At 67.7% G+C, this 16,226-nt stretch carries 19 protein-coding genes; 10 read left to right on the top strand and 9 right to left on the bottom strand.

Annotated features, from left to right (window positions below; genetic code table 11):
• Nucleotides 1-55 precede the first annotated feature (55 nt).
• Entirely contained in the window at nucleotides 56-1,090 is a 1,035-nt protein-coding gene (locus C5C07_RS12425; protein WP_115805169.1) for an NAD(P)/FAD-dependent oxidoreductase, read from the bottom strand.
• 156 nt (nucleotides 1,091-1,246) lie between these two features.
• Here C5C07_RS12425 and C5C07_RS12420 point away from each other — a divergent pair, with 156 nt between their 5' ends.
• The 6 genes from C5C07_RS12420 (at nucleotide 1,247) to C5C07_RS12395 (ending at nucleotide 5,040) form a co-directional block, all read left to right on the top strand.
• Entirely contained in the window at nucleotides 1,247-1,978 is a 732-nt protein-coding gene (locus tag C5C07_RS12420; protein ID WP_050459512.1) for an HAD family hydrolase, read from the top strand.
• Nucleotides 1,975-2,751 carry an aldo/keto reductase gene (locus C5C07_RS12415; protein ID WP_115805168.1) on the top strand — a complete coding sequence of 259 codons (777 nt, stop codon included), beginning with the start codon at nucleotides 1,975-1,977 and terminating at the stop codon, nucleotides 2,749-2,751. The genes C5C07_RS12420 and C5C07_RS12415 overlap by 4 nt, the downstream gene beginning before the upstream one ends.
• Before the next feature lie 85 nt (nucleotides 2,752-2,836).
• On the top strand, nucleotides 2,837-3,541 hold the full coding sequence (locus tag C5C07_RS12410) for an ATPase domain-containing protein (RefSeq protein WP_115805167.1): 705 nt from the start codon (nucleotides 2,837-2,839) through the stop codon (nucleotides 3,539-3,541).
• Between the two features lie 13 nt (nucleotides 3,542-3,554).
• Nucleotides 3,555-3,971, top strand: a complete 417-nt coding sequence (locus C5C07_RS12405; RefSeq protein WP_004975580.1) for a hypothetical protein — start codon at nucleotides 3,555-3,557, stop codon at nucleotides 3,969-3,971.
• A gap of 62 nt (nucleotides 3,972-4,033) precedes the next feature.
• Nucleotides 4,034-4,435, top strand: a complete 402-nt coding sequence (gene msrB, locus C5C07_RS12400; RefSeq protein WP_004975579.1) for a peptide-methionine (R)-S-oxide reductase MsrB — start codon at nucleotides 4,034-4,036, stop codon at nucleotides 4,433-4,435.
• 332 nt (nucleotides 4,436-4,767) lie between these two features.
• Nucleotides 4,768-5,040 carry a hypothetical protein gene (locus C5C07_RS12395; RefSeq protein ID WP_004975578.1) on the top strand — a complete coding sequence of 91 codons (273 nt, stop codon included), beginning with the start codon at nucleotides 4,768-4,770 and terminating at the stop codon, nucleotides 5,038-5,040.
• A 150-nt stretch (nucleotides 5,041-5,190) separates the two neighbouring features.
• On the opposite strand, the gene C5C07_RS12390 is transcribed toward C5C07_RS12395, so the two are convergent.
• A complete protein-coding gene (locus tag C5C07_RS12390; RefSeq protein ID WP_004975577.1) occupies nucleotides 5,191-5,619 on the bottom strand; it encodes a universal stress protein in 429 nt (142 codons plus the stop codon).
• 125 nt (nucleotides 5,620-5,744) lie between these two features.
• Nucleotides 5,745-6,563, bottom strand: coding sequence for a helix-hairpin-helix domain-containing protein (locus C5C07_RS12385; RefSeq protein ID WP_004975576.1), 819 nt, complete (start codon nucleotides 6,561-6,563; stop codon nucleotides 5,745-5,747).
• Between the two features lie 83 nt (nucleotides 6,564-6,646).
• On the opposite strand from C5C07_RS12385, the gene C5C07_RS12380 reads away from it, so the two are divergent.
• Both C5C07_RS12380 and C5C07_RS12375 read left to right on the top strand, forming a co-directional pair.
• Nucleotides 6,647-7,666, top strand: coding sequence for an NAD-dependent epimerase/dehydratase family protein (locus C5C07_RS12380; protein WP_115805166.1), 1,020 nt, complete (start codon nucleotides 6,647-6,649; stop codon nucleotides 7,664-7,666).
• A gap of 105 nt (nucleotides 7,667-7,771) precedes the next feature.
• Entirely contained in the window at nucleotides 7,772-8,008 is a 237-nt protein-coding gene (locus C5C07_RS12375; protein ID WP_115805165.1) for a hypothetical protein, read from the top strand.
• A 141-nt stretch (nucleotides 8,009-8,149) separates the two neighbouring features.
• On the opposite strand, the gene C5C07_RS12370 is transcribed toward C5C07_RS12375, so the two are convergent.
• Nucleotides 8,150-8,758, bottom strand: coding sequence for a translation initiation factor IF-2 subunit beta (locus C5C07_RS12370; RefSeq protein WP_004975572.1), 609 nt, complete (start codon nucleotides 8,756-8,758; stop codon nucleotides 8,150-8,152).
• 139 nt (nucleotides 8,759-8,897) lie between these two features.
• Between C5C07_RS12370 and C5C07_RS12365 the strand changes: the two genes are divergently transcribed.
• Nucleotides 8,898-9,116, top strand: coding sequence for a hypothetical protein (locus C5C07_RS12365; RefSeq protein WP_004975571.1), 219 nt, complete (start codon nucleotides 8,898-8,900; stop codon nucleotides 9,114-9,116).
• A 62-nt stretch (nucleotides 9,117-9,178) separates the two neighbouring features.
• On the opposite strand, the gene C5C07_RS12360 is transcribed toward C5C07_RS12365, so the two are convergent.
• From C5C07_RS12360 to C5C07_RS12350, 3 genes are all read right to left on the bottom strand, one after another.
• Nucleotides 9,179-9,898, bottom strand: a complete 720-nt coding sequence (locus tag C5C07_RS12360; RefSeq protein WP_115805164.1) for a fumarylacetoacetate hydrolase family protein — start codon at nucleotides 9,896-9,898, stop codon at nucleotides 9,179-9,181.
• A 92-nt stretch (nucleotides 9,899-9,990) separates the two neighbouring features.
• Nucleotides 9,991-10,215 carry a hypothetical protein gene (locus C5C07_RS12355; protein ID WP_004975568.1) on the bottom strand — a complete coding sequence of 75 codons (225 nt, stop codon included), beginning with the start codon at nucleotides 10,213-10,215 and terminating at the stop codon, nucleotides 9,991-9,993.
• A gap of 195 nt (nucleotides 10,216-10,410) precedes the next feature.
• Entirely contained in the window at nucleotides 10,411-11,253 is an 843-nt protein-coding gene (locus tag C5C07_RS12350; RefSeq protein WP_050459518.1) for an ion transporter, read from the bottom strand.
• 317 nt (nucleotides 11,254-11,570) lie between these two features.
• On the opposite strand from C5C07_RS12350, the gene C5C07_RS12345 reads away from it, so the two are divergent.
• Nucleotides 11,571-13,925, top strand: a complete 2,355-nt coding sequence (locus C5C07_RS12345; RefSeq protein WP_115805163.1) for a methyl-accepting chemotaxis protein — start codon at nucleotides 11,571-11,573, stop codon at nucleotides 13,923-13,925.
• On the opposite strand, the gene C5C07_RS12340 is transcribed toward C5C07_RS12345, so the two are convergent.
• Both C5C07_RS12340 and C5C07_RS12335 read right to left on the bottom strand, forming a co-directional pair.
• Entirely contained in the window at nucleotides 13,896-14,711 is an 816-nt protein-coding gene (locus tag C5C07_RS12340) for a hypothetical protein (protein WP_115805162.1), read from the bottom strand. The two genes, C5C07_RS12345 and C5C07_RS12340, sit on opposite strands and share 30 nt — an antisense overlap.
• A gap of 130 nt (nucleotides 14,712-14,841) precedes the next feature.
• Nucleotides 14,842-16,212, bottom strand: coding sequence for a uracil-xanthine permease family protein (locus C5C07_RS12335; protein WP_115805161.1), 1,371 nt, complete (start codon nucleotides 16,210-16,212; stop codon nucleotides 14,842-14,844).
• Nucleotides 16,213-16,226: the final 14 nt, after the last annotated feature.

Genomic DNA, 16,226 nt, shown 5'->3' with positions numbered 1-16,226 from the left:
CGTCGCGTCGACCTCTGACGTCGTCGGCGAGGTCGTCGCAGCCGGCTCTTTTCGACTACTGCTCGGCGATTCGCTCGCCCGCGTCGACGCCGCTCCAGAGGGCGGCGTGGACCCGGCCCTCGCCGACCGTCCAGTCGCCGGCGAAGTAGAGACCGTGGTGCTCCCCGCGGCGGAGTATCTCGCGGTCGGCGACGCCGTCGGGGAGGGCGTACCGCCAGCCCTGGTCGTCCACCCAGTCGGGGTCGCGCAGGCGCTCGTCGTCGAGGAGTTCGGCGACCATCCCGGCGACCTCGTCGGCCGCGTCGTCGAGGGGGTCGTCGTAGTGCGCCTCGGACCACTCGGGGCTCGGTTGGACGACGAGCAGGCTCTCGCCGTCGGGGACGTGGCCCTCCTTGCACTCCTCGCGGGCGACCCAGCCGACGGGATGGGTCTTGTCGGGGTTGACGAGGGCGTACCACGGCTCCTCGCGCTCGAAGGGGTAGTGGAGGACGACGGTTCGAACCGTCCGGTACTCGACGCTCCCGATGGCCTCGCGGAGCGCGACCATGCACTGGTCGCCCCAGCCCATCTCGGTCAGAATCGCGGCCGTCTGCGGGGCCGGCGGCGTCAGCAGCACCGAGTCGAACGGGCCGTGGCGCGTCCCCGACTCGTCGACGACGGACCAGTAGCCGCTGTCGGGGTTGTGGTCGATGGCGGCGACGCGCGTCTCGCGCTCGACGGTCGCCTCCGTCTCCGCGAGCAGGCGCTTCGCCAGTTGGGTGATACCCTCGGTCCACGTCCACTTGTGTTGGTCCCGGTGGTCGCCCTCCGAGATGACGCCGTCGCCGTCGAACGTCCAGACCGGCTCGTCGATGTTGACCAACCCGTCCGCGCCCAGTCCGCGGACGAGCTGCGCCGTTCGGCGGTCGTAGTCTTTCACGTAGTTCGCGCCGTGGTCGTACCGACAGCCCTGTCGGCGGCGCGTCGCGGCGCGACCGCACACCCCGCGGCTCTTCTCGAGAATCGTGACGTTCGCGTTCGCGTCGCGGAGCGCGTAGGCCGCGCCAGCCCCAGCGGCCCCGGCTCCGACGATGCACACGTCGCGAGTCATCTCGCCACCCCGCGTGTGAGTCCAGCCAGCATTGGTCAGACGTGAGGCTTCGAGGCGCTAAAAGACTCGCAACGCGGCGGGATTGGGGACCGTGTTCGCGCTCGCGGCCGCGGCCGGAGGCGAAAACGATTCACGTCGCGCCGCCGGAGTCCGGGTATGTACGACTCGGTCATCTTCGACCACGACGGCGTGTTGACCACGCTCGTCGAACTCTCGCCCCTCCGCGACGCGACGTGGGACGCCTTCGCCGAACTCGGCGTCTCCGACCCCGACCCGGACCACGTCGAGCAGGTGGTCATCCACGTCTCTCCCGAGGACGTGCGCGCCGCCGCCGAGCCCTACGACCTCGACCCCGAGACGCTGTTCCGCGTCCGCGACGAACGCCAGTCGGCCGCCCAACGGCGGGCCATCGCCGACGGCCGGAAAGTCCCCTACGACGACTTCGACGCGCTCCGCCGCATCGACGCGCCGATGGGCATCGTCTCCAGCAACCAGCAGGCCACCATCGACTTCGTCGTCGACCACCTCGACGCCGCGGACCTGTTCGGCACCGCCTACGGCCGCGAGCCCTCGATGACGAGCCTCCACCGCAAGAAGCCCGAACCCTACTACCTCGAACGCGCCATGGCCGACCTCGGCGTCGACTCGCCGCTGTTCGTCGGCGACAGCGACAGCGACATCGCCGCCGCCGAGGCCGCGGGCGTCGACTCCGCGTTCATCCGCCGGGGCCACCGCGCCGACCACACGCCGACGCCCGACCCGACCCACGAAATCGCCGGCCTCGACGACCTGCTCGAACTCGACGGCGTGCCCGTCGTCGGCGACGCGTCCGCCGCGTCTGGTCCCGCGGCCGACGGCGGCCGCGAGGGCGGTGAGTCGTCTCGATGACCCGGTCGCTCCCCCGCATCGGTCTCGGGACGATGGGCCTCGACACGCCCGACGAGGCCGCCGCCGTGACGACGGCGCTGGAGCTTGGTTATCGCCACGTCGACACCGCACAGATTTACGGCAACGAGGCGGTCGTCGGCGACGCGCTCGCGGCCGCCGACGTGCCCCGCGAGGACGTGACGCTCGCCACCAAGGTCTGGGCGGACAGCCTCGCGCCCGCCGACGTGCGCCGGACGACCCGCGAGAGCCTCGACCGGCTCGGCGTCGACGACGTCGACCTCCTGTACGTCCACCGCCCCATCGACACCTACGACCCCGAGGCGACGCTTGCGGCCTTCGACGAACTCGTCGACGACGGCCTCGTCCGCGGCGTCGGCGTGAGCAACTTCACCGTCGCCGAGGTGGACGAGGCGCTCGACCTGCTCGACGCGCCGCTCGTCGCCCACCAGACGGAGTACCACCCGCTGTTTCAGCGCCCCGAACTCCTCGACCACGCCGAGGAACGCGGTTACGACGTGGTCGCGTACTCGCCGCTTTCGGGGGGCCGCGTCCGCGACGTGGACGAAGTCGTCGCGGTCGCGGAGAAACACGACGCGACGCCCGAGGCGGTGAGCCTCGCGTGGCTGGCCGAAAAGGGGCTGTGTCCCATCCCGAAAGCGTCCAGCGAGCGCCACCTCCGGGCGAACCTCGACGCCGTCTCGCTGGAACTCGACGCGGCCGACGTGGCGGCCATCGACAGTATCGAATCTGAAGTCGAACTGTTCCCCGAGTGACGAGTCGTCCGCCGGCGCCGTCTCGAAGTCTCAATTTCGATACTAGTCCCGGAACGATTATAATAAGACGGGCGAGTGTCCGACCATGCGGATTCCGAGTGGGGTAAGCGGGTTCGACGAGCTCATCCAGGGTGGCTTCCTCCCGCGCCGACTGTACGTACTGAGCGGACCGCCGGGGAGCGGGAAGACGACGTTCACGGCGCAGTTCATGGCCGAGGGGCTTCGTAACGGCGAGAAGTTCATGTACATCACCATGCACGAGACCGAAGACGAGCTGATAAACGACATGTCGAGTTTCGACTTCGGCTTCGAGACGCTCGCCAGTTCCGAGGGCTTTCGCTTCATCAACCTCGTGAGCCCGAAGGGGAAACACATCCTCAACCAGTTCTCCCAGACCGGGGGGTCGTCGAGCGTCCAGAGCCTCACCGACAAAATCGTCGCGTTCGTCAACTCCCGGCAGGTCGACCGCCTCGTCATCGACTCGACGATGTTGCTCCGGCTGTTTTTCGCCAACGGCTCCGAGGAGATGACGCGGTTTCTGACGGCGCTCAAGCAGGGCGACGCCACGACGCTTCTCATCTCCGAGATGACCGACCCCTCGTCGTACTCCGACGAGCACTTCCTCGCTCACGGCGTGGTGTTCTTCCACAACTATCTGGAGGCGACGGGGATGACGCGCGGCATTCAGGTCATCAAGATGCGCGGGACGAACATCGACTGCGACATCCGGTCGCTCGACTTTACCGACAACGGACTGGTCGTCGACCCTCGCTCGAAGGTCGACCTCTGAGGTAACCACAACAATGTACGAACGGGTCTTCGGAACGGACTGGCGGACGATTTCGGACGAGGAGGCCATCCGCCGGATGTACGCCCTCGGCGTCTCCAGCGCGCTCGGTCACCCGAACCGCGGCGAGTTCGAGCGCATCCGCCGGCAGGCCGGCACGGCCTACGGCCGGAGCGTCCTCCAACTCGCCTTCGAGGAGGGGAAACAGCGGGTCGCCCGCAACGAGTCGGAGTACGACTCGAAACAGGACGTCTGGGAGGCGCTCGTCGACGAGGAGACATCGCCTTCCACGGCGGGGCGCGCCGACGTGACGATGCAGAAGCCGACGGACAAACAGGGCATTCCCAAAGCCGTCGGCCGAGCGTCCGTCCTCGACGGCGGCGGCGACGACTTCTCTCGGATTCGGCTGCCGGAGTTCCTCCGACGCGGGTAGTCGACCGACCTCCGACCCGGGTAGCCGACGAGCCTTTGGGCGTTCGAACCCTCTTTCGACGTATGAGCGATAGCGAATTCAGCCTCTCGGAGTCAGAGTGGCGCGAGCGACTCTCGGAGGACGCCTACCGCGTCCTCCGCGAGCAGGGGACCGAGCCGCGGTTCTCCGGCGAGCACGTCGACCGGAGCGACGACGGCGTCTACCGCTGTGCCGGCTGTGGAACGGAGCTGTTCGACTCGGAGACGAAGTACGACTCGAACTGCGGGTGGCCGAGCTTTTACGCCGCCGAGGACTCGAACATCGAGCTTCGACGCGACCTGAGCCACGGGATGGACCGCACCGAGGTCGTCTGTTCGACCTGCGGCGGCCACCTCGGCCACGTCTTCGACGACGGCCCGGAGCCGACCGGCAAGCGCTTCTGTATCAACTCGGTCGCGCTCGATTTCGAGTCGGACGAGGAGTAAGACTCGGCGTTCGGAGACCGGACCGACGCACTCGCCGCCGCCCTCACGCCGCCCTCACGCCGACCGCCGATGTGCGTCTGTCGGGGTCTGTTCTCTGTTTTCCTCGTCGCCCGGGGACAGAAGAGCCGGTTCCGGACCAGACCACGGCTTCGCGGTGCATCCGCCCGAGGTTAGGCTCGACTTAGGCCGAAAACCGCCCGACCGTCGGGTGCGAGCCGACGGTGCCCGCGCCACGTCGAGAATCGCGGTATCACGGCGGTAGGGCGGGTCTAACGCTCGTCTCCTGCGAGTAGCCGACACGTACCAAATTAGGATGGCGACGTACGAGAGGTATGTCTCGCAGCTACCCGGTCCGCCGCCACCCGACTCGGCGGAGTCCCCCGTTCACGCCCTACGCCCTCGTCGTCGCCGGCCTCGTAACGTTCTGTATCGCCGTCCTCGCCCCCGTCGCCGACCTCTCGGCGGGCATGTCGGTGATGAACGTCGCCGCCAGCGGGACGACCCCGACGCTCGACGGCGGCACGCTCGTCCTCAGCGGCGGCCTGCTTCTCATCAGCGCCGCCTCGACGTTCTTCGGCGTCCTCCTGTTGCTCCTGCGACTCTGAATCGAGGGGTCTGGGTCCGGGCCCGGGCCGGAAACGCGACGAGAATCGGGAACTGACCGGCCCCGGCGAGAATCGGGGACAGACGCGAGACACGGGACCACGGAATCCGCTTTACGGTTGCGACGCACTCGCTCGCCCGGCGCGGGCGGATTACCGCCGCTCGATGGGGGTGGCGAGCACGGGAATCTTCGACTGGACGACGACCGACCGCGAGACGCTTCCGAGGATGTTGTCCTCGAAGCGCGCGTGGGTGCCCATCGAGATGAGCGCCGCGTCTATCTCCTCGGCGAACGCGAGAATCTCCTCGGCCGGGTCGCCGCGGCGGAGTTCCGTGGCGGCGTCGACGCCGTACTCGGCCATCGTCTCGGCGGCCTCGGCGAGCGCGGCTTCGCCCTGCGACCTGAGTTCCTCGTACACCTCGTCGACGCGCTCGTCGGCGAGCGTCAGGAAGGCGCGTTCGTCGACGACGTAGAGCAGGGAGACGGCGGCGTCGCGCTCTGCGGCGAGTTCCGCGGCGTCTTCGACGACCGGCTGCATCGAGTCGCTCCCGTCTATCGGCACGAGGATTGTGTCGTACATCAACTGGGAGTTAGGCGGGGACAGTATCACCCTCTTCGCCAGTTCCCGCGCGATGGGAACTACGCGGGACGAGGGACGGACCTCGCGGGGAGACGCGGCTCCGGAAACGGAAGCGGTGCGGGCGGCTACTCGTCACCGGTCGCGTCGTCGGCGTCGGTCTCGTTTTCGGTGCGCGCGTCACTCTCCGGTTCGGGGTCGCTTTCCGACGCCAGTCGCTCGGCGTACCGCTCGGCCCGCCGTTTCCAGTCGGTAACCCGTCGGGCCGACACGTCCGCGGCCGCGGCGAGTTCCTCGTCAGACGCCTCGCGGAGCGCCGACACGGTGTCGATGCCCGCCGCCCGGAGCCGAGTCGCGTACGCCTCGCCGATGCCGCGGATGTTCCGCGGGTCCTCGGGGTCCCGCGCTTCCTCGTCGGCGGCTTCGGCACCCACGCCGCCCGCCGAGACGACCGTCGCCAACTGTTCGGTCATCGCGTCCACGCGACCGTCGAGGCCGTCCACTCGGCCTTCGACCTCGTCGATGCGCGCCGCGAGGTCTTCGTGGGTGTGTTCGTTCTTCCCGTCGGCGACGGCGCTCACGCCCGCGACGTCCGGGTCGACGCCGGCTTCGGCGATGGTCGGGTCGGCGTCGTCGTCGCGGTCGGCCGTCTCGCTGTCTCCGGTGTCGTGTCCGTCGCCGTCGGCATCGACTTCCCCTTCACCCTCGTCGTCTCCGGACGCGTCGTCCGCGTCGTCGGTGTCGTCGTCTCGGTCTCCGACGCCACCTTCGGCGAGCGAGTCGCCCGGCTCCACGTCGTCGGGGAGGACGTACACCAGCGCGTCCGCCGGCACGTAGCCGACGACCTGTTTTCGCTTCTTGTCGGCCGTGAGGACGACCCCGCCGGAGTCGAGCGCCTTGTAGCCGCCGCACTCGAAGCTCGTCCCGTCAGTGAGATATACCTTCATAATCGATTATTCGCTTTGCGGCGAGATGAGTGTTGTCGCCCCGCAGTCGGGGGTTTATCACCGTTCGCAGCGCCTCACGACGCATGGACGTGTTCGTCATCGGCGGAACCGGACTGCTCGGCACGGGAATCGTTCGGCGACTCGTCGCCGCCGGCCACGACGTGACCAGCCTCCAGCGGGGCGAGACCGACGACGACCTCCCGTCGGGCGTCGAACGGGTCGCCGGCGACCGCGACGACCCGTCGGTGCTCCGCGGCGCGATTCGGGACGCGAGCCCCGAAGTCGTCGTCGACATGGCGTGTTTCGACGCCGAGACCGCCCGCGAGGCAATCGAAATCTGCCGAAGCGTCGTCGACCGCTACGTCTTCTGCGGCACCATCGACGTGTATCACCGGCCGCCGCCGAGAAACCCCGTCACCGAATCGAGCCCGCGGAACCCGCCGGTCAGCGACTACGCGGCCGGGAAAATCGCCGCCGAAGACGCGTTCTTCGACGCGCACGACCCCGACGGGTTCGAGGTGGTCGTCCTCCGCCCGTGGAACACCTACGGCGAGGGCGGGACGCTCGTCCACACGCTCGGCACGGACTCGTCGTACATCGACCGAATCCGTGAGGGGAAGCCGGTCATCGTCCACGGCGACGGCACCTCGCTGTGGGGGCCGTGTCACCGCGACGACGTGGCGCGGGCGTTCGTCGGCGCGGTCGAGCGTCCGGGCGTCGGCGGCCGCGCCTACAACGTCACGAGCGAGGAGACGATGACGTGGAACCAGTACCACGAGCGCGTCGCGGCCGCGCTCGACGCGCCCGAACCCGACCTCGTCCACGTCCCGACCGAGGTGCTCCGCGCGGTCGCGCCCGACCGGACGCGGATGCTCCGGGACCACTTCCGGTACAGCACCGTCTTCGACAACAGCCGGGCGCAGGCCGACCTCGGATTCCGCTACACGGTCGCGTTCGAGGACGGTGTCCGCGAGGTGGTGTCGTGGCTGGACGACCACGATGAGGTCGAGCCCTGGGACGCCGACCCGCTCTCGGACGACCTCGCGGCCGCGTGGCGGGATTCGACCGACGCGTTCGTCGCGGGGTTCGAGTCTGGCGAGTAGGCCCGTCGGTCGTCGCGGTGGCAAGCCGAGAACGGGGGAGGCCATCGCTCCCGCGTCGTAGGAACGAGCGTCGCCTTTTCACCGATTCCGCCCCGATATGTGGATATGCTCCGAGCTCTGCTGGCGGCGTTCGGTCTGGTTGAACTGCTCGTTCCGGACAAACTAATCGCCGTGTTGACGCGCCTCGCCTACGAGGACGGCGGCGAGATGACGGCGAAGCCGTGGGTGGTGACGGCGGCGCGCGTCGAGGGAGCGGTGTTCCTCCTCGTCGCGCTGTTCGGCCTTCGCGGTCGGTGCGGCGGTGAGGCCGGTGAGACCGGTGAGCCAGACGAAGACGAATAACTGCGTCTCGCGGGCGTCGCCGACGTCGGTGAACCGGCCCGCGAAAGAAGCGACCGCGGCGAGAGAATATGAGACTGTGCGCGGAAATCGGTCGCCGAGCGACTCGTGTTCCGCCGTGTCGGTGCGACGCGTGCGTCCGGCTCAGGCGAGTCGCGCGAACGCGAGCGACCCGCTCGTGTTCTTGATGTAGACGCGGACGGTCTGTCCTTCCTGCGCGCCGGGCACGAAGATGGTGTACTTCCCGCGCTGGGCGACGCCGTCGCCCTTGCGGCCGGTCCCGGTGATTTCGACCTCGTAGGTGCGACCCTCTTCGACGGCCTCGCGCTGGCGCTTGTTGCTCACGCTGGAGCGCTTCTGGACCGGGCGGAACGCACCACAGGCCTCACAGCGAAGCATGTCGACGCCGTCCTCGGTGACGAGGCGGGTGTCCGGCAGGCCACACTCCGAGCAGATGACGTACTCCTCGACGTAGCCGTCGATGGCCTCCTCGAAGTCGTTGATGGAGAACGAGCCGCTGTAGCGGGCGCGGTCGCCTTCCAGCTGACCGCTCGTCCCGAGCGTGCGCTGGATGGCGCTGTGGAGGTGTGCGGGCGTCCGCGAGAGCGCGTCCGCGATCTCCCCGAGGTTGGTGAGGCGGGTGAACGCGCCGTCGGTCTCGCCGGACGGGTCCGGCACTTTGAGGCGTTCCTGTTCGACGTTTCGTTCCGGTAGGACGTTGAGCGCTCGGTCGAGCGCAGTCTGATACTCCATAGGGGTTCGAGTGTCTGGCGACGTATAGCCGTTCCGTGACCGTCCTCCCCGCGGCACCGACGCGTCGGCGTTCGTTTCACCTCCTTCGACGGCGGAACCGAGCGCCACGCCTTCGCCGCTGGCTCTCCAACGCACCTCCATGGGCTACACGTGGCAGTACTACGACCTCGTACTCCTCGGCATCCTCGGGAGCCTCGTCGCCGGCGTCGTCGCCGGCCGACTCACCTCGATGGAGCCGCAGACGACGCTCGTCGGCTTCAGCGCCCTCGCGGCCGTCGTGATGGCGCACGGCCTGTTCGTCAACGGTCCCGTGGACGAGCCGGGCGACCTCACGGACGAGGTCGAGGCGCTGAACTGAGCCGAGCGACCTGACGACCGTCGGTCGTCCGCTCACACCTCGTCGTCTCGCCGCGCGCCTCCTTACTCGCCGTCGACGACGCTGTTCGTGAGCGTTCCGACGCCCTCGTACCAGATTTCCACGTCGTCGCCGGGCTCGACCAGTCCGGGGTTCGCCGGGCTGCCGAACGAGATCACGTCGCCCGGCTGGAAGGTGTAGCGCTCCGAGAGGAACGAGACGACCTCGGCGGGCGAAAAGAGCATCCGCTCGGTGTTCGCTTCCTGCCGGAGTTCGCCGCCGACGTGGGTCGTCATGTCGATGTTCGCGGGCTCCACGTCGGTCTCTATCCACGGGCCGAGCGGCCCGGAGCCGTCGAAGGCCTTCCGGGCGGTCCGGCCGGGCTGGTCGAGCGCGTCGAGGTCGTTGAGAATCGTGTAGCCGCGGACCACGTCGGACACGTCTTCCTCGGCCACGTCCGAGCACTCGCGGTCGATGACGGCCGCCAGTTCGCCGGCGTAGGTCAGTTCGTCGGTCCAGTCGGGGTACTCGATGTCCGCGCCGGGGTCGAGCACCGACACCGGCGGCTTGATGAACCAGTCCGGCTGGTCGGGAATATCGTAGTCCATCTGGTCGACCGTCGCCGCGTAGTTCCGACCCACGCAGTAGAGCGCGGTCGGCTCGCAGGGCGCGAGCAACTCGGCGTCGACGCCGACTTCGTACTCCTCGCCGTCGGCCGTTACGACGCCGTCGTCGTACCGACCCGACACCACTCCGTCGTCGGTTCGAATCCGTGCCAATCGCATCGCTCTCCCGTCGGTCGGCCACTCACTTCAAGCGACGTGTCTCCGCAAGTGAATGGAGACGGGAACGGCCACGGATGCGCCGCCGACGCACCTCAGTCGGACGCGGACTCCCGGTTCATCCGGGGCATCGACCGGTTCTCGCGGTCGACGAGGTTGTGGATGCGCTCGGTGCGCGTCGATTCGAACTGGCGCTGACACCGGGCGACGCCCGACGCGGGGTCGGTGCGGTCGGCGTTGGGGCGAGTCTCGCCCTCGGTGGTCGGGTCGCGGTCTGTTCGCAGGGTCGGTTCGTAGGTCGGGGTGGCGTTTGTGCTCACGATTTTGGATGGTTCGGGTCGGTCGGACGGCTGTGCGGCGACGAGAAGAGTTAGCGAAGTACGCGTACGACCGACATTGTTGTACCCGGCAGTACAGACCAATCTGTAATAAATATTCATGTTCGAACAGCGGCGGCGGTTCGACCCGCGGTTGTGACCGCGTCGCGGCCGCGTTCGTTCACCCGCGAGTCGTACTCACTCCCGCGAGTCGTACTCCTGATAGATGACGTGGCCGCAGGACTTGCAGTGGGAGGCGTCGGCGTCGTGGTAGGCCAGCCCGCAGTTCTGGCAGGTGACGTTGACCTTGTCGCGGTGGCCCCACTCCTTGACGATTTTGCTCGCCTGCCACGGGATGAGGATGACGCCCGCGAGGATGGCGGCGACCGTCACCCACCGCCCCGCCTCGGTCACCGGGACGATGTCGCCGAAGCCAACCGTCGAGAGCGCGACGACGATGAAGTAAAACGCGTCGCCGAACGTCCCGATTTCGGGGTTCACTCGGTGTTCGAACGAGTAGAACATCCCCGCGGCGACGAAGAAGATGGTGAGCACCGTCAACAGCAGTTTCATCACGCGGAGCGTGCCGACCGAGACGGTGCCGAAGAAGAACTCCTCGTCGCGCGTGAAGCGGTAGAACCGGAGGACGCGGACCACGCGAATCGCCCGCAGGAAGCCGATGTTGGCGGCGACCGACGAGATGGGAAGCGCGAGCACCGCCAGCGTCGGCAAGATAGCCAGCAGGTCGACGAACGAGTAGACGTTGAACAGTTCGGCGGTCCGGTCCCGCGCGCCGTAGAGTCGGAGGAGGTACTCCGCGAGGAACACGAGAGAGACGGCGGCCTCGACGGACCAGAGCGTCGACTGGACCGACGCCGAAAGCGGGTAGGTCTCTACGACGAACACCCCGACGAAAAGCAGGTTGAGTGCGAGGAGCGCGATGTCGATGGCCTTGCCGACCGCGGTCCGGTGGTCGAGAAGATAGAATCTGACCACGTCTCGCGGCGTCTCGCGACGCGACCCCCGCGCGTGACCGTCCATGGCTCGTCTTCGGCGGTGAGATACTTATACCGTTGCTCGCGGGATACTCCGCTCATTTTCGATTTTGAAACTATATACTCTGAAAATCGATATCGTCGAGGACATCCGGACGAGTCTCTCACCCATCGCTCGAATCGGGCTAGTGCTATCGAAGCAACAACGGGAAAAAGCAGATATAGGGCGTTTATTCTCGTATCTCGTCTCCGGTTATGCTCGACTTCAGACGGCGATTTGGGTGTTCTATCCATGTGGATATTTGCTCAATTATATCTATATAGTAGGCGAATTTATCACAGATGAAACGAAACTCCCGCTCGATGGGAGAACGCTGGTCACGCCTTCGGGACGCGCTTCCCGACGGCCTATCGGACAGACTCGGCGACCGATTCCCGCGGCCGTCCGTCTCGGCGGCGGTCCCGCGGGCGATTCGCCGCACCTACGCCCGGAAGTTCTTCGCCGCCGTCCTCGTCGCCATGGTGGTGATGGCGGGCGCCGGCGCGGTCACCTACACGCAGGTCCACGACACGCTCGACGCGCAGGTCGAACAACAGCTCACGGCGACCGCGGACCTGCAGTCCGACGGGCTCGAATCGTGGCTCGCCAGCAAGCGTCTCCAGACCCGCACCACGTCTTCGACGTGGCAGTTCCAACTCGGCAACTCGCAGGCGGCCAGTAGCTATCTCTTTCAGCGGAGCGGCGAACTCGGTCAGTCCGACGTGACGGCCATCCACTACGTCAACTACGCAACCGGCGAAATCAAAGAGAGCACCGCCAGTTCGCTGGAGGGCGAGTCGGCCGCCGCGGTCGGCCTCCCGTGGGACGACCTCGAACGGAATGTCAACCCCGAGCCCGAGCGGGTGTACGTCTCCTCGTCGACCTTCCGGTCGCCGGTCGACGACGAGGTGTCGTTCGTCCTCGCGAGCAAGCCACCGGAGAACGCCGAGTCGGTCGTCCTCGTCACCGTCAGCCTCCCGGCCCGGCTCGCGGCGACCGAGCAGACGATGGCCGGAAGCGAGAGCACGCTCTACGGCGCAGACGGGACGACCATCGTCACGACGGCCGAAAACGGGAGTGTTGCACCCCCCGACGACGGCCTGCTTGCGAACGGGGATGCGGCCACCTTCCGAACCTCCGGCGGGGACGTCGTCGCGTACACCGAACTCGACGGCGTGGACTGGACGCTCTCGACGGCGGTCCCTGCCGCCAGCGCCTACGGCGTCCGCGACCGCGTCGGCGGCGGCCTCCTCGCGACGATACTCGTCGCGCTCGGCTCGCTGGGTGCCGTGGCGGTCGTCGTCGGCCGGCGAACCACGCGGACGCTCGACGAACTGACCGCACGCGCCGAGGAGATGTCGGACGGCGACCTCGACGTGGACCTCGAAACCGACCGCATCGACGAGTTCGGAACGCTGTACGACTCCTTCGACGAGATGCGTGCGTCCCTGCGAACGAGTCTGAACGAGGCAGAGACCCTCAACGACCACCTCGAAGCGAAGGCGGAGGAGTACCGCGCAGTCATGGAGCGCTGTGCCGACGGCGACGTCGCCTGCCGGATGGACCCCGACTCCGAGAGCGCCGCGATGGGCGACATCGCGCGGGCGTACAACCGGACGATGGACGAACTCGGGGCGGTCATCGCCGACGCGCAGACCTTCAGCCGGGCGGTGGCGGAGTCGAGCGCGGCGACGAGCACGGGCGTCGCCGAGGTGAACGACGCCGGCGAGGCGGTCGCCGAGTCGATGACCGACATCCTCGACGACGCGGTCCGACAGGACGAACACCTCGACGACGTGGCCGAGCGCGTCAACGACTTCTCGGCGACGATTCAGCAGGTGAGCGCCTCGGCCGCGTCGGTCGCCGACAACGCCGAGGCCGCCGTCTCCCGCGGCGAACGCGGCCGCGACGCGGCCGACGAGGCGATTTTGGAGCTCCGTGCTATCGAGACGGCGACCGACCGCACGGTCGAGCAGGTCGAGGAACTGGCGTCCGCCGTCACCGACATCGAGGACGTGGTCGCGTTCATCGACGGACTCGCCTCGCAGACACACATCCTCGCGCTCAACGCCTCCATCGAGGCGGCTCACGCGGGCGAGGCGGGTGACGGCTTCGCCGTCGTCGCCGACGAGGTGAAGGGACTCGCCGAGGAGACGCAGGAGGCGACCGGGCGAATCGGCGCCTCAATCGACCGCGTGCGCGAGCAGGCCGAGGCGACAGCCGCGGACATCAGACAGACGCGGATGCGGGTCGGTGAGGGCTCCGAGACCATCGAGGAGGCCGTCGAGGCCATCGACACCATCGTTGACGACGCGACCGACACCTCGGAGGGAGTTCGGGAGATTCGCCGCGCGACCGACCGGCAGGCCGAGGCGACGACCGAGGTCGCCGCCATGGTCGAAGACGTGTCCGCCATCAGCGACCGGACCAGCGCCGGCGCACGCGAGGCCGCGGCGGCGACCGAAGAACAGACGGCGGCGCTCGCATCGGTCGCGGAGCGGGTGGACAGACTCGCCGAGCGCGCCGGTGACCTCCAGGTCGCGCTCGACTGCTTCGACGTTGCGGACGACGGGGCGGCCCCAGCCGCGGAGGCGCTCCCGAGCGCGACGGAAGCGCGGGTCGACGGCGGCGACTCGGCGGCGACCGCCTCAGAGGACGATAGCGCCCTCGGGGAGTAGCTCACGCTCGGTTCGCCGCGCCTCCTCACCCTCCTCGACGAGCGTCGGCTCGTCGACCGGCTCGGAAAACCGGTTCGGGTCCGGTTCGACCCGTTTGAGCATCGACGAGAACACCGGTCCCTTGCGGCCGCCGGCCGAAGTGATGCCGCCGTACTGTCGCTCTTCGAACGTGGACTCGTCGGGACTGGGGAACTCCTCGCGAATTATCTGTGCGGTGTCTCTGATGTACTCGGCGGCCTCCTTCTGCGAGTAGAGGCTCTCGTTGTAGTAGCGCTCGGCGTACTCGTCGTCGAGCTCCTCGGTGGAGTGCTCCGGCGACTCGTAGAGGACGGACTCCGTGGTCGTGTGGCCGCTGGCGAAGCGGATGTTGACCGTAAAGCAGTCGGGATACCGCAGGATGATGGGGAAAAACAGCATGTCGGTGACGGTGATTCGCTGTTGCATCCGCCAGAGTCCCTCGAAGTAGTAGGCCGTGAGCGCACCGACGCGGTCGTCTCGCTCCCCGCGGTTGTACGCCATCGCTATCTCCTCGTAGTCGTCGCCGGCGATGTGGCGACAGCGCCGCTTGTAACTCTTCGCAATGCCTTCGAGTTGCGTCTCGTAGGCTTCGAGCAGGGGGATGTCGGGGTCGGCGAGCATGTCCGCCTTCCGCTCTTGGGCGTCAGCGATGTTCATCATGTTCTCGTGGAACAGCCGCTCGGCGTCCTCGTCCGGCAGGGGCGTTCTAACCGCCTGCCGGTACAGTACCCGCGTATCCCCGTTGAATGTGACCCGCTGCTCGCTCATCTCGTGAAGATGTAATGCGGCGAGAAGAAATGAATTCGTTGGTAATCCGGACGGTTTCCCGACAGTCGTGAGACATGAAATATAAACCGCCTATTGAAACCGGAACCAGTTACTATCTGTTCGATGCGTATCAGTCGTCGGTTGACGTGCGACCGTCCGCGGCGACCGACTCGTCGCTCACGTCGAAAAGCGGGCTCTGGTCGCCCGGCGCGAGCGTGTTGAGCACGAGCGCCGTCAGCGCGGTCACGATGACGGGCTGGCTGAAGAACGTCGCGGCGGCCTGCGGGAGCCCCGAAAGCGCGTCGGGCCGCGTGGCGACGCCCAGACCGAGGCCGAGCGAGGCGGCGACGACGACCATGTTCCGCCGGTTGAGGTTCGTGTGGAGGAAGACGAGACGGACGCCGCTGGCGGCGACCATCCCGGCCATGAGCAGGACCGCGCCGCCGAAGACGGCGCTCGGGATGGTCGCGACCGCCGCGCCGACCTTCGGGCTGAGCCCGAGAATGGCGAGGGCGACGCCCGCGATGCCGACGACGTACCGGCTCATCACGCCGGTGAAGTTGACGATGCCGACGTTCTGCGAGAACGAGGTGACCGGGAACGCGCCGAACACCGACGCGATAGAGCTCATGAAGCCGTCGGTGAACAGGCCGCCGCGGAACTCCTCGTCGGTCGGGTTGCGGCCCTCGGCGGCGGTGATGCCGGACATGTCGCCGACGGTCTCCATCGCGGAGACGAGAAACAGGAACGCGAAGGTGACGATGGGGACCGGTTCGAAGCTGACGCCGAACGCGCCGGGGCGGGGAATCGCGAACCACGCCGCGTCGGCGATGGGAGAGAAGTCGACCACGCCGAGCGGGACGGCGACGGCGTAACCGACGGCGATACCGACGAGCGTGCTCAGGAGTCGCGTGATGCCGTCGGTAAAGAGGTTGAGCGCGATAGCGACGCCGAGGACGAGCGCCGCGAGACCGATGTTGTGCGCCGCGCCGTAGTCGGCGGCGCCGACCCCGCCGGCGGCGTAGTCCATGCCGACCGGGACGAGGTAGAGCCCGATGATGACGACGACGAGCCCCGTCACCAGCGGCGGGAAGAACGGTTTGATGCGGTCGAACTGCCAGCCGATGAGCCCCTCGACGAGGAAGCCGGTGACGAGAATCGCGCCGAACACCGCGCTCAGGCCGTAGTCGACGCCGATAGTCGTCGCCGCGCCGACGAAGGTGAAGCTCGTCCCCATCACGATGGGGAGCCGCGAGCCGACCGGCCCGACGGCGTACGCCTGTACCACGGTCGCGAGCCCCGAAAACAGGAGCACCATCTGGACCACGTAGGCCGTGTCGGCGACGCCGAGGCCGACCGCGCCCGCGACGATGAACGCCACGGCGGTCGCCGGGACGATCATCACCGAGACGTGCTGTATCCCGAGGAGAATCGACTCCAGCAACGGCGGCCGGTCGTCGATTTCGTATTCGAGGCCGAGTTCACCGCTGTCGTCTGCCATCTGTACTCGCCACG

This window comes from Haloferax sp. Atlit-4N (assembly GCF_003383025.1).
GTDB classification, from domain to species: Archaea; Halobacteriota; Halobacteria; order Halobacteriales; family Haloferacaceae; genus Haloferax; species Haloferax gibbonsii.
Note: the sequence above shows the minus strand (reverse complement) of the source record. Positions and strands in the feature narration are given on the sequence as shown.

Bases quoted from the DNA above. Each gene is read 5' to 3' on its own strand.
- C5C07_RS12425 (WP_115805169.1), bottom strand. From the start codon at position 1,090: ATGACTCGCGACGTGTGCATCGTCGGAGCCGGGGCCGCTGGGGCTGGC.
- C5C07_RS12420 (WP_050459512.1), top strand. From the start codon at position 1,247: ATGTACGACTCGGTCATCTTCGACCACGACGGCGTGTTGACCACGCTC.
- C5C07_RS12415 (WP_115805168.1), top strand. From the start codon at position 1,975: ATGACCCGGTCGCTCCCCCGCATCGGTCTCGGGACGATGGGCCTCGAC.
- C5C07_RS12410 (WP_115805167.1), top strand. From the start codon at position 2,837: ATGCGGATTCCGAGTGGGGTAAGCGGGTTCGACGAGCTCATCCAGGGT.
- C5C07_RS12405 (WP_004975580.1), top strand. From the start codon at position 3,555: ATGTACGAACGGGTCTTCGGAACGGACTGGCGGACGATTTCGGACGAG.
- msrB (WP_004975579.1), top strand. From the start codon at position 4,034: ATGAGCGATAGCGAATTCAGCCTCTCGGAGTCAGAGTGGCGCGAGCGA.
- C5C07_RS12395 (WP_004975578.1), top strand. From the start codon at position 4,768: ATGTCTCGCAGCTACCCGGTCCGCCGCCACCCGACTCGGCGGAGTCCC.
- C5C07_RS12390 (WP_004975577.1), bottom strand. From the start codon at position 5,619: ATGTACGACACAATCCTCGTGCCGATAGACGGGAGCGACTCGATGCAG.
- C5C07_RS12385 (WP_004975576.1), bottom strand. From the start codon at position 6,563: ATGAAGGTATATCTCACTGACGGGACGAGCTTCGAGTGCGGCGGCTAC.
- C5C07_RS12380 (WP_115805166.1), top strand. From the start codon at position 6,647: ATGGACGTGTTCGTCATCGGCGGAACCGGACTGCTCGGCACGGGAATC.
- C5C07_RS12375 (WP_115805165.1), top strand. From the start codon at position 7,772: ATGCTCCGAGCTCTGCTGGCGGCGTTCGGTCTGGTTGAACTGCTCGTT.
- C5C07_RS12370 (WP_004975572.1), bottom strand. From the start codon at position 8,758: ATGGAGTATCAGACTGCGCTCGACCGAGCGCTCAACGTCCTACCGGAA.
- C5C07_RS12365 (WP_004975571.1), top strand. From the start codon at position 8,898: ATGGGCTACACGTGGCAGTACTACGACCTCGTACTCCTCGGCATCCTC.
- C5C07_RS12360 (WP_115805164.1), bottom strand. From the start codon at position 9,898: ATGCGATTGGCACGGATTCGAACCGACGACGGAGTGGTGTCGGGTCGG.
- C5C07_RS12350 (WP_050459518.1), bottom strand. From the start codon at position 11,253: ATGGACGGTCACGCGCGGGGGTCGCGTCGCGAGACGCCGCGAGACGTG.
- C5C07_RS12345 (WP_115805163.1), top strand. From the start codon at position 11,571: ATGGGAGAACGCTGGTCACGCCTTCGGGACGCGCTTCCCGACGGCCTA.
- C5C07_RS12340 (WP_115805162.1), bottom strand. From the start codon at position 14,711: ATGAGCGAGCAGCGGGTCACATTCAACGGGGATACGCGGGTACTGTAC.
- C5C07_RS12335 (WP_115805161.1), bottom strand. From the start codon at position 16,212: ATGGCAGACGACAGCGGTGAACTCGGCCTCGAATACGAAATCGACGAC.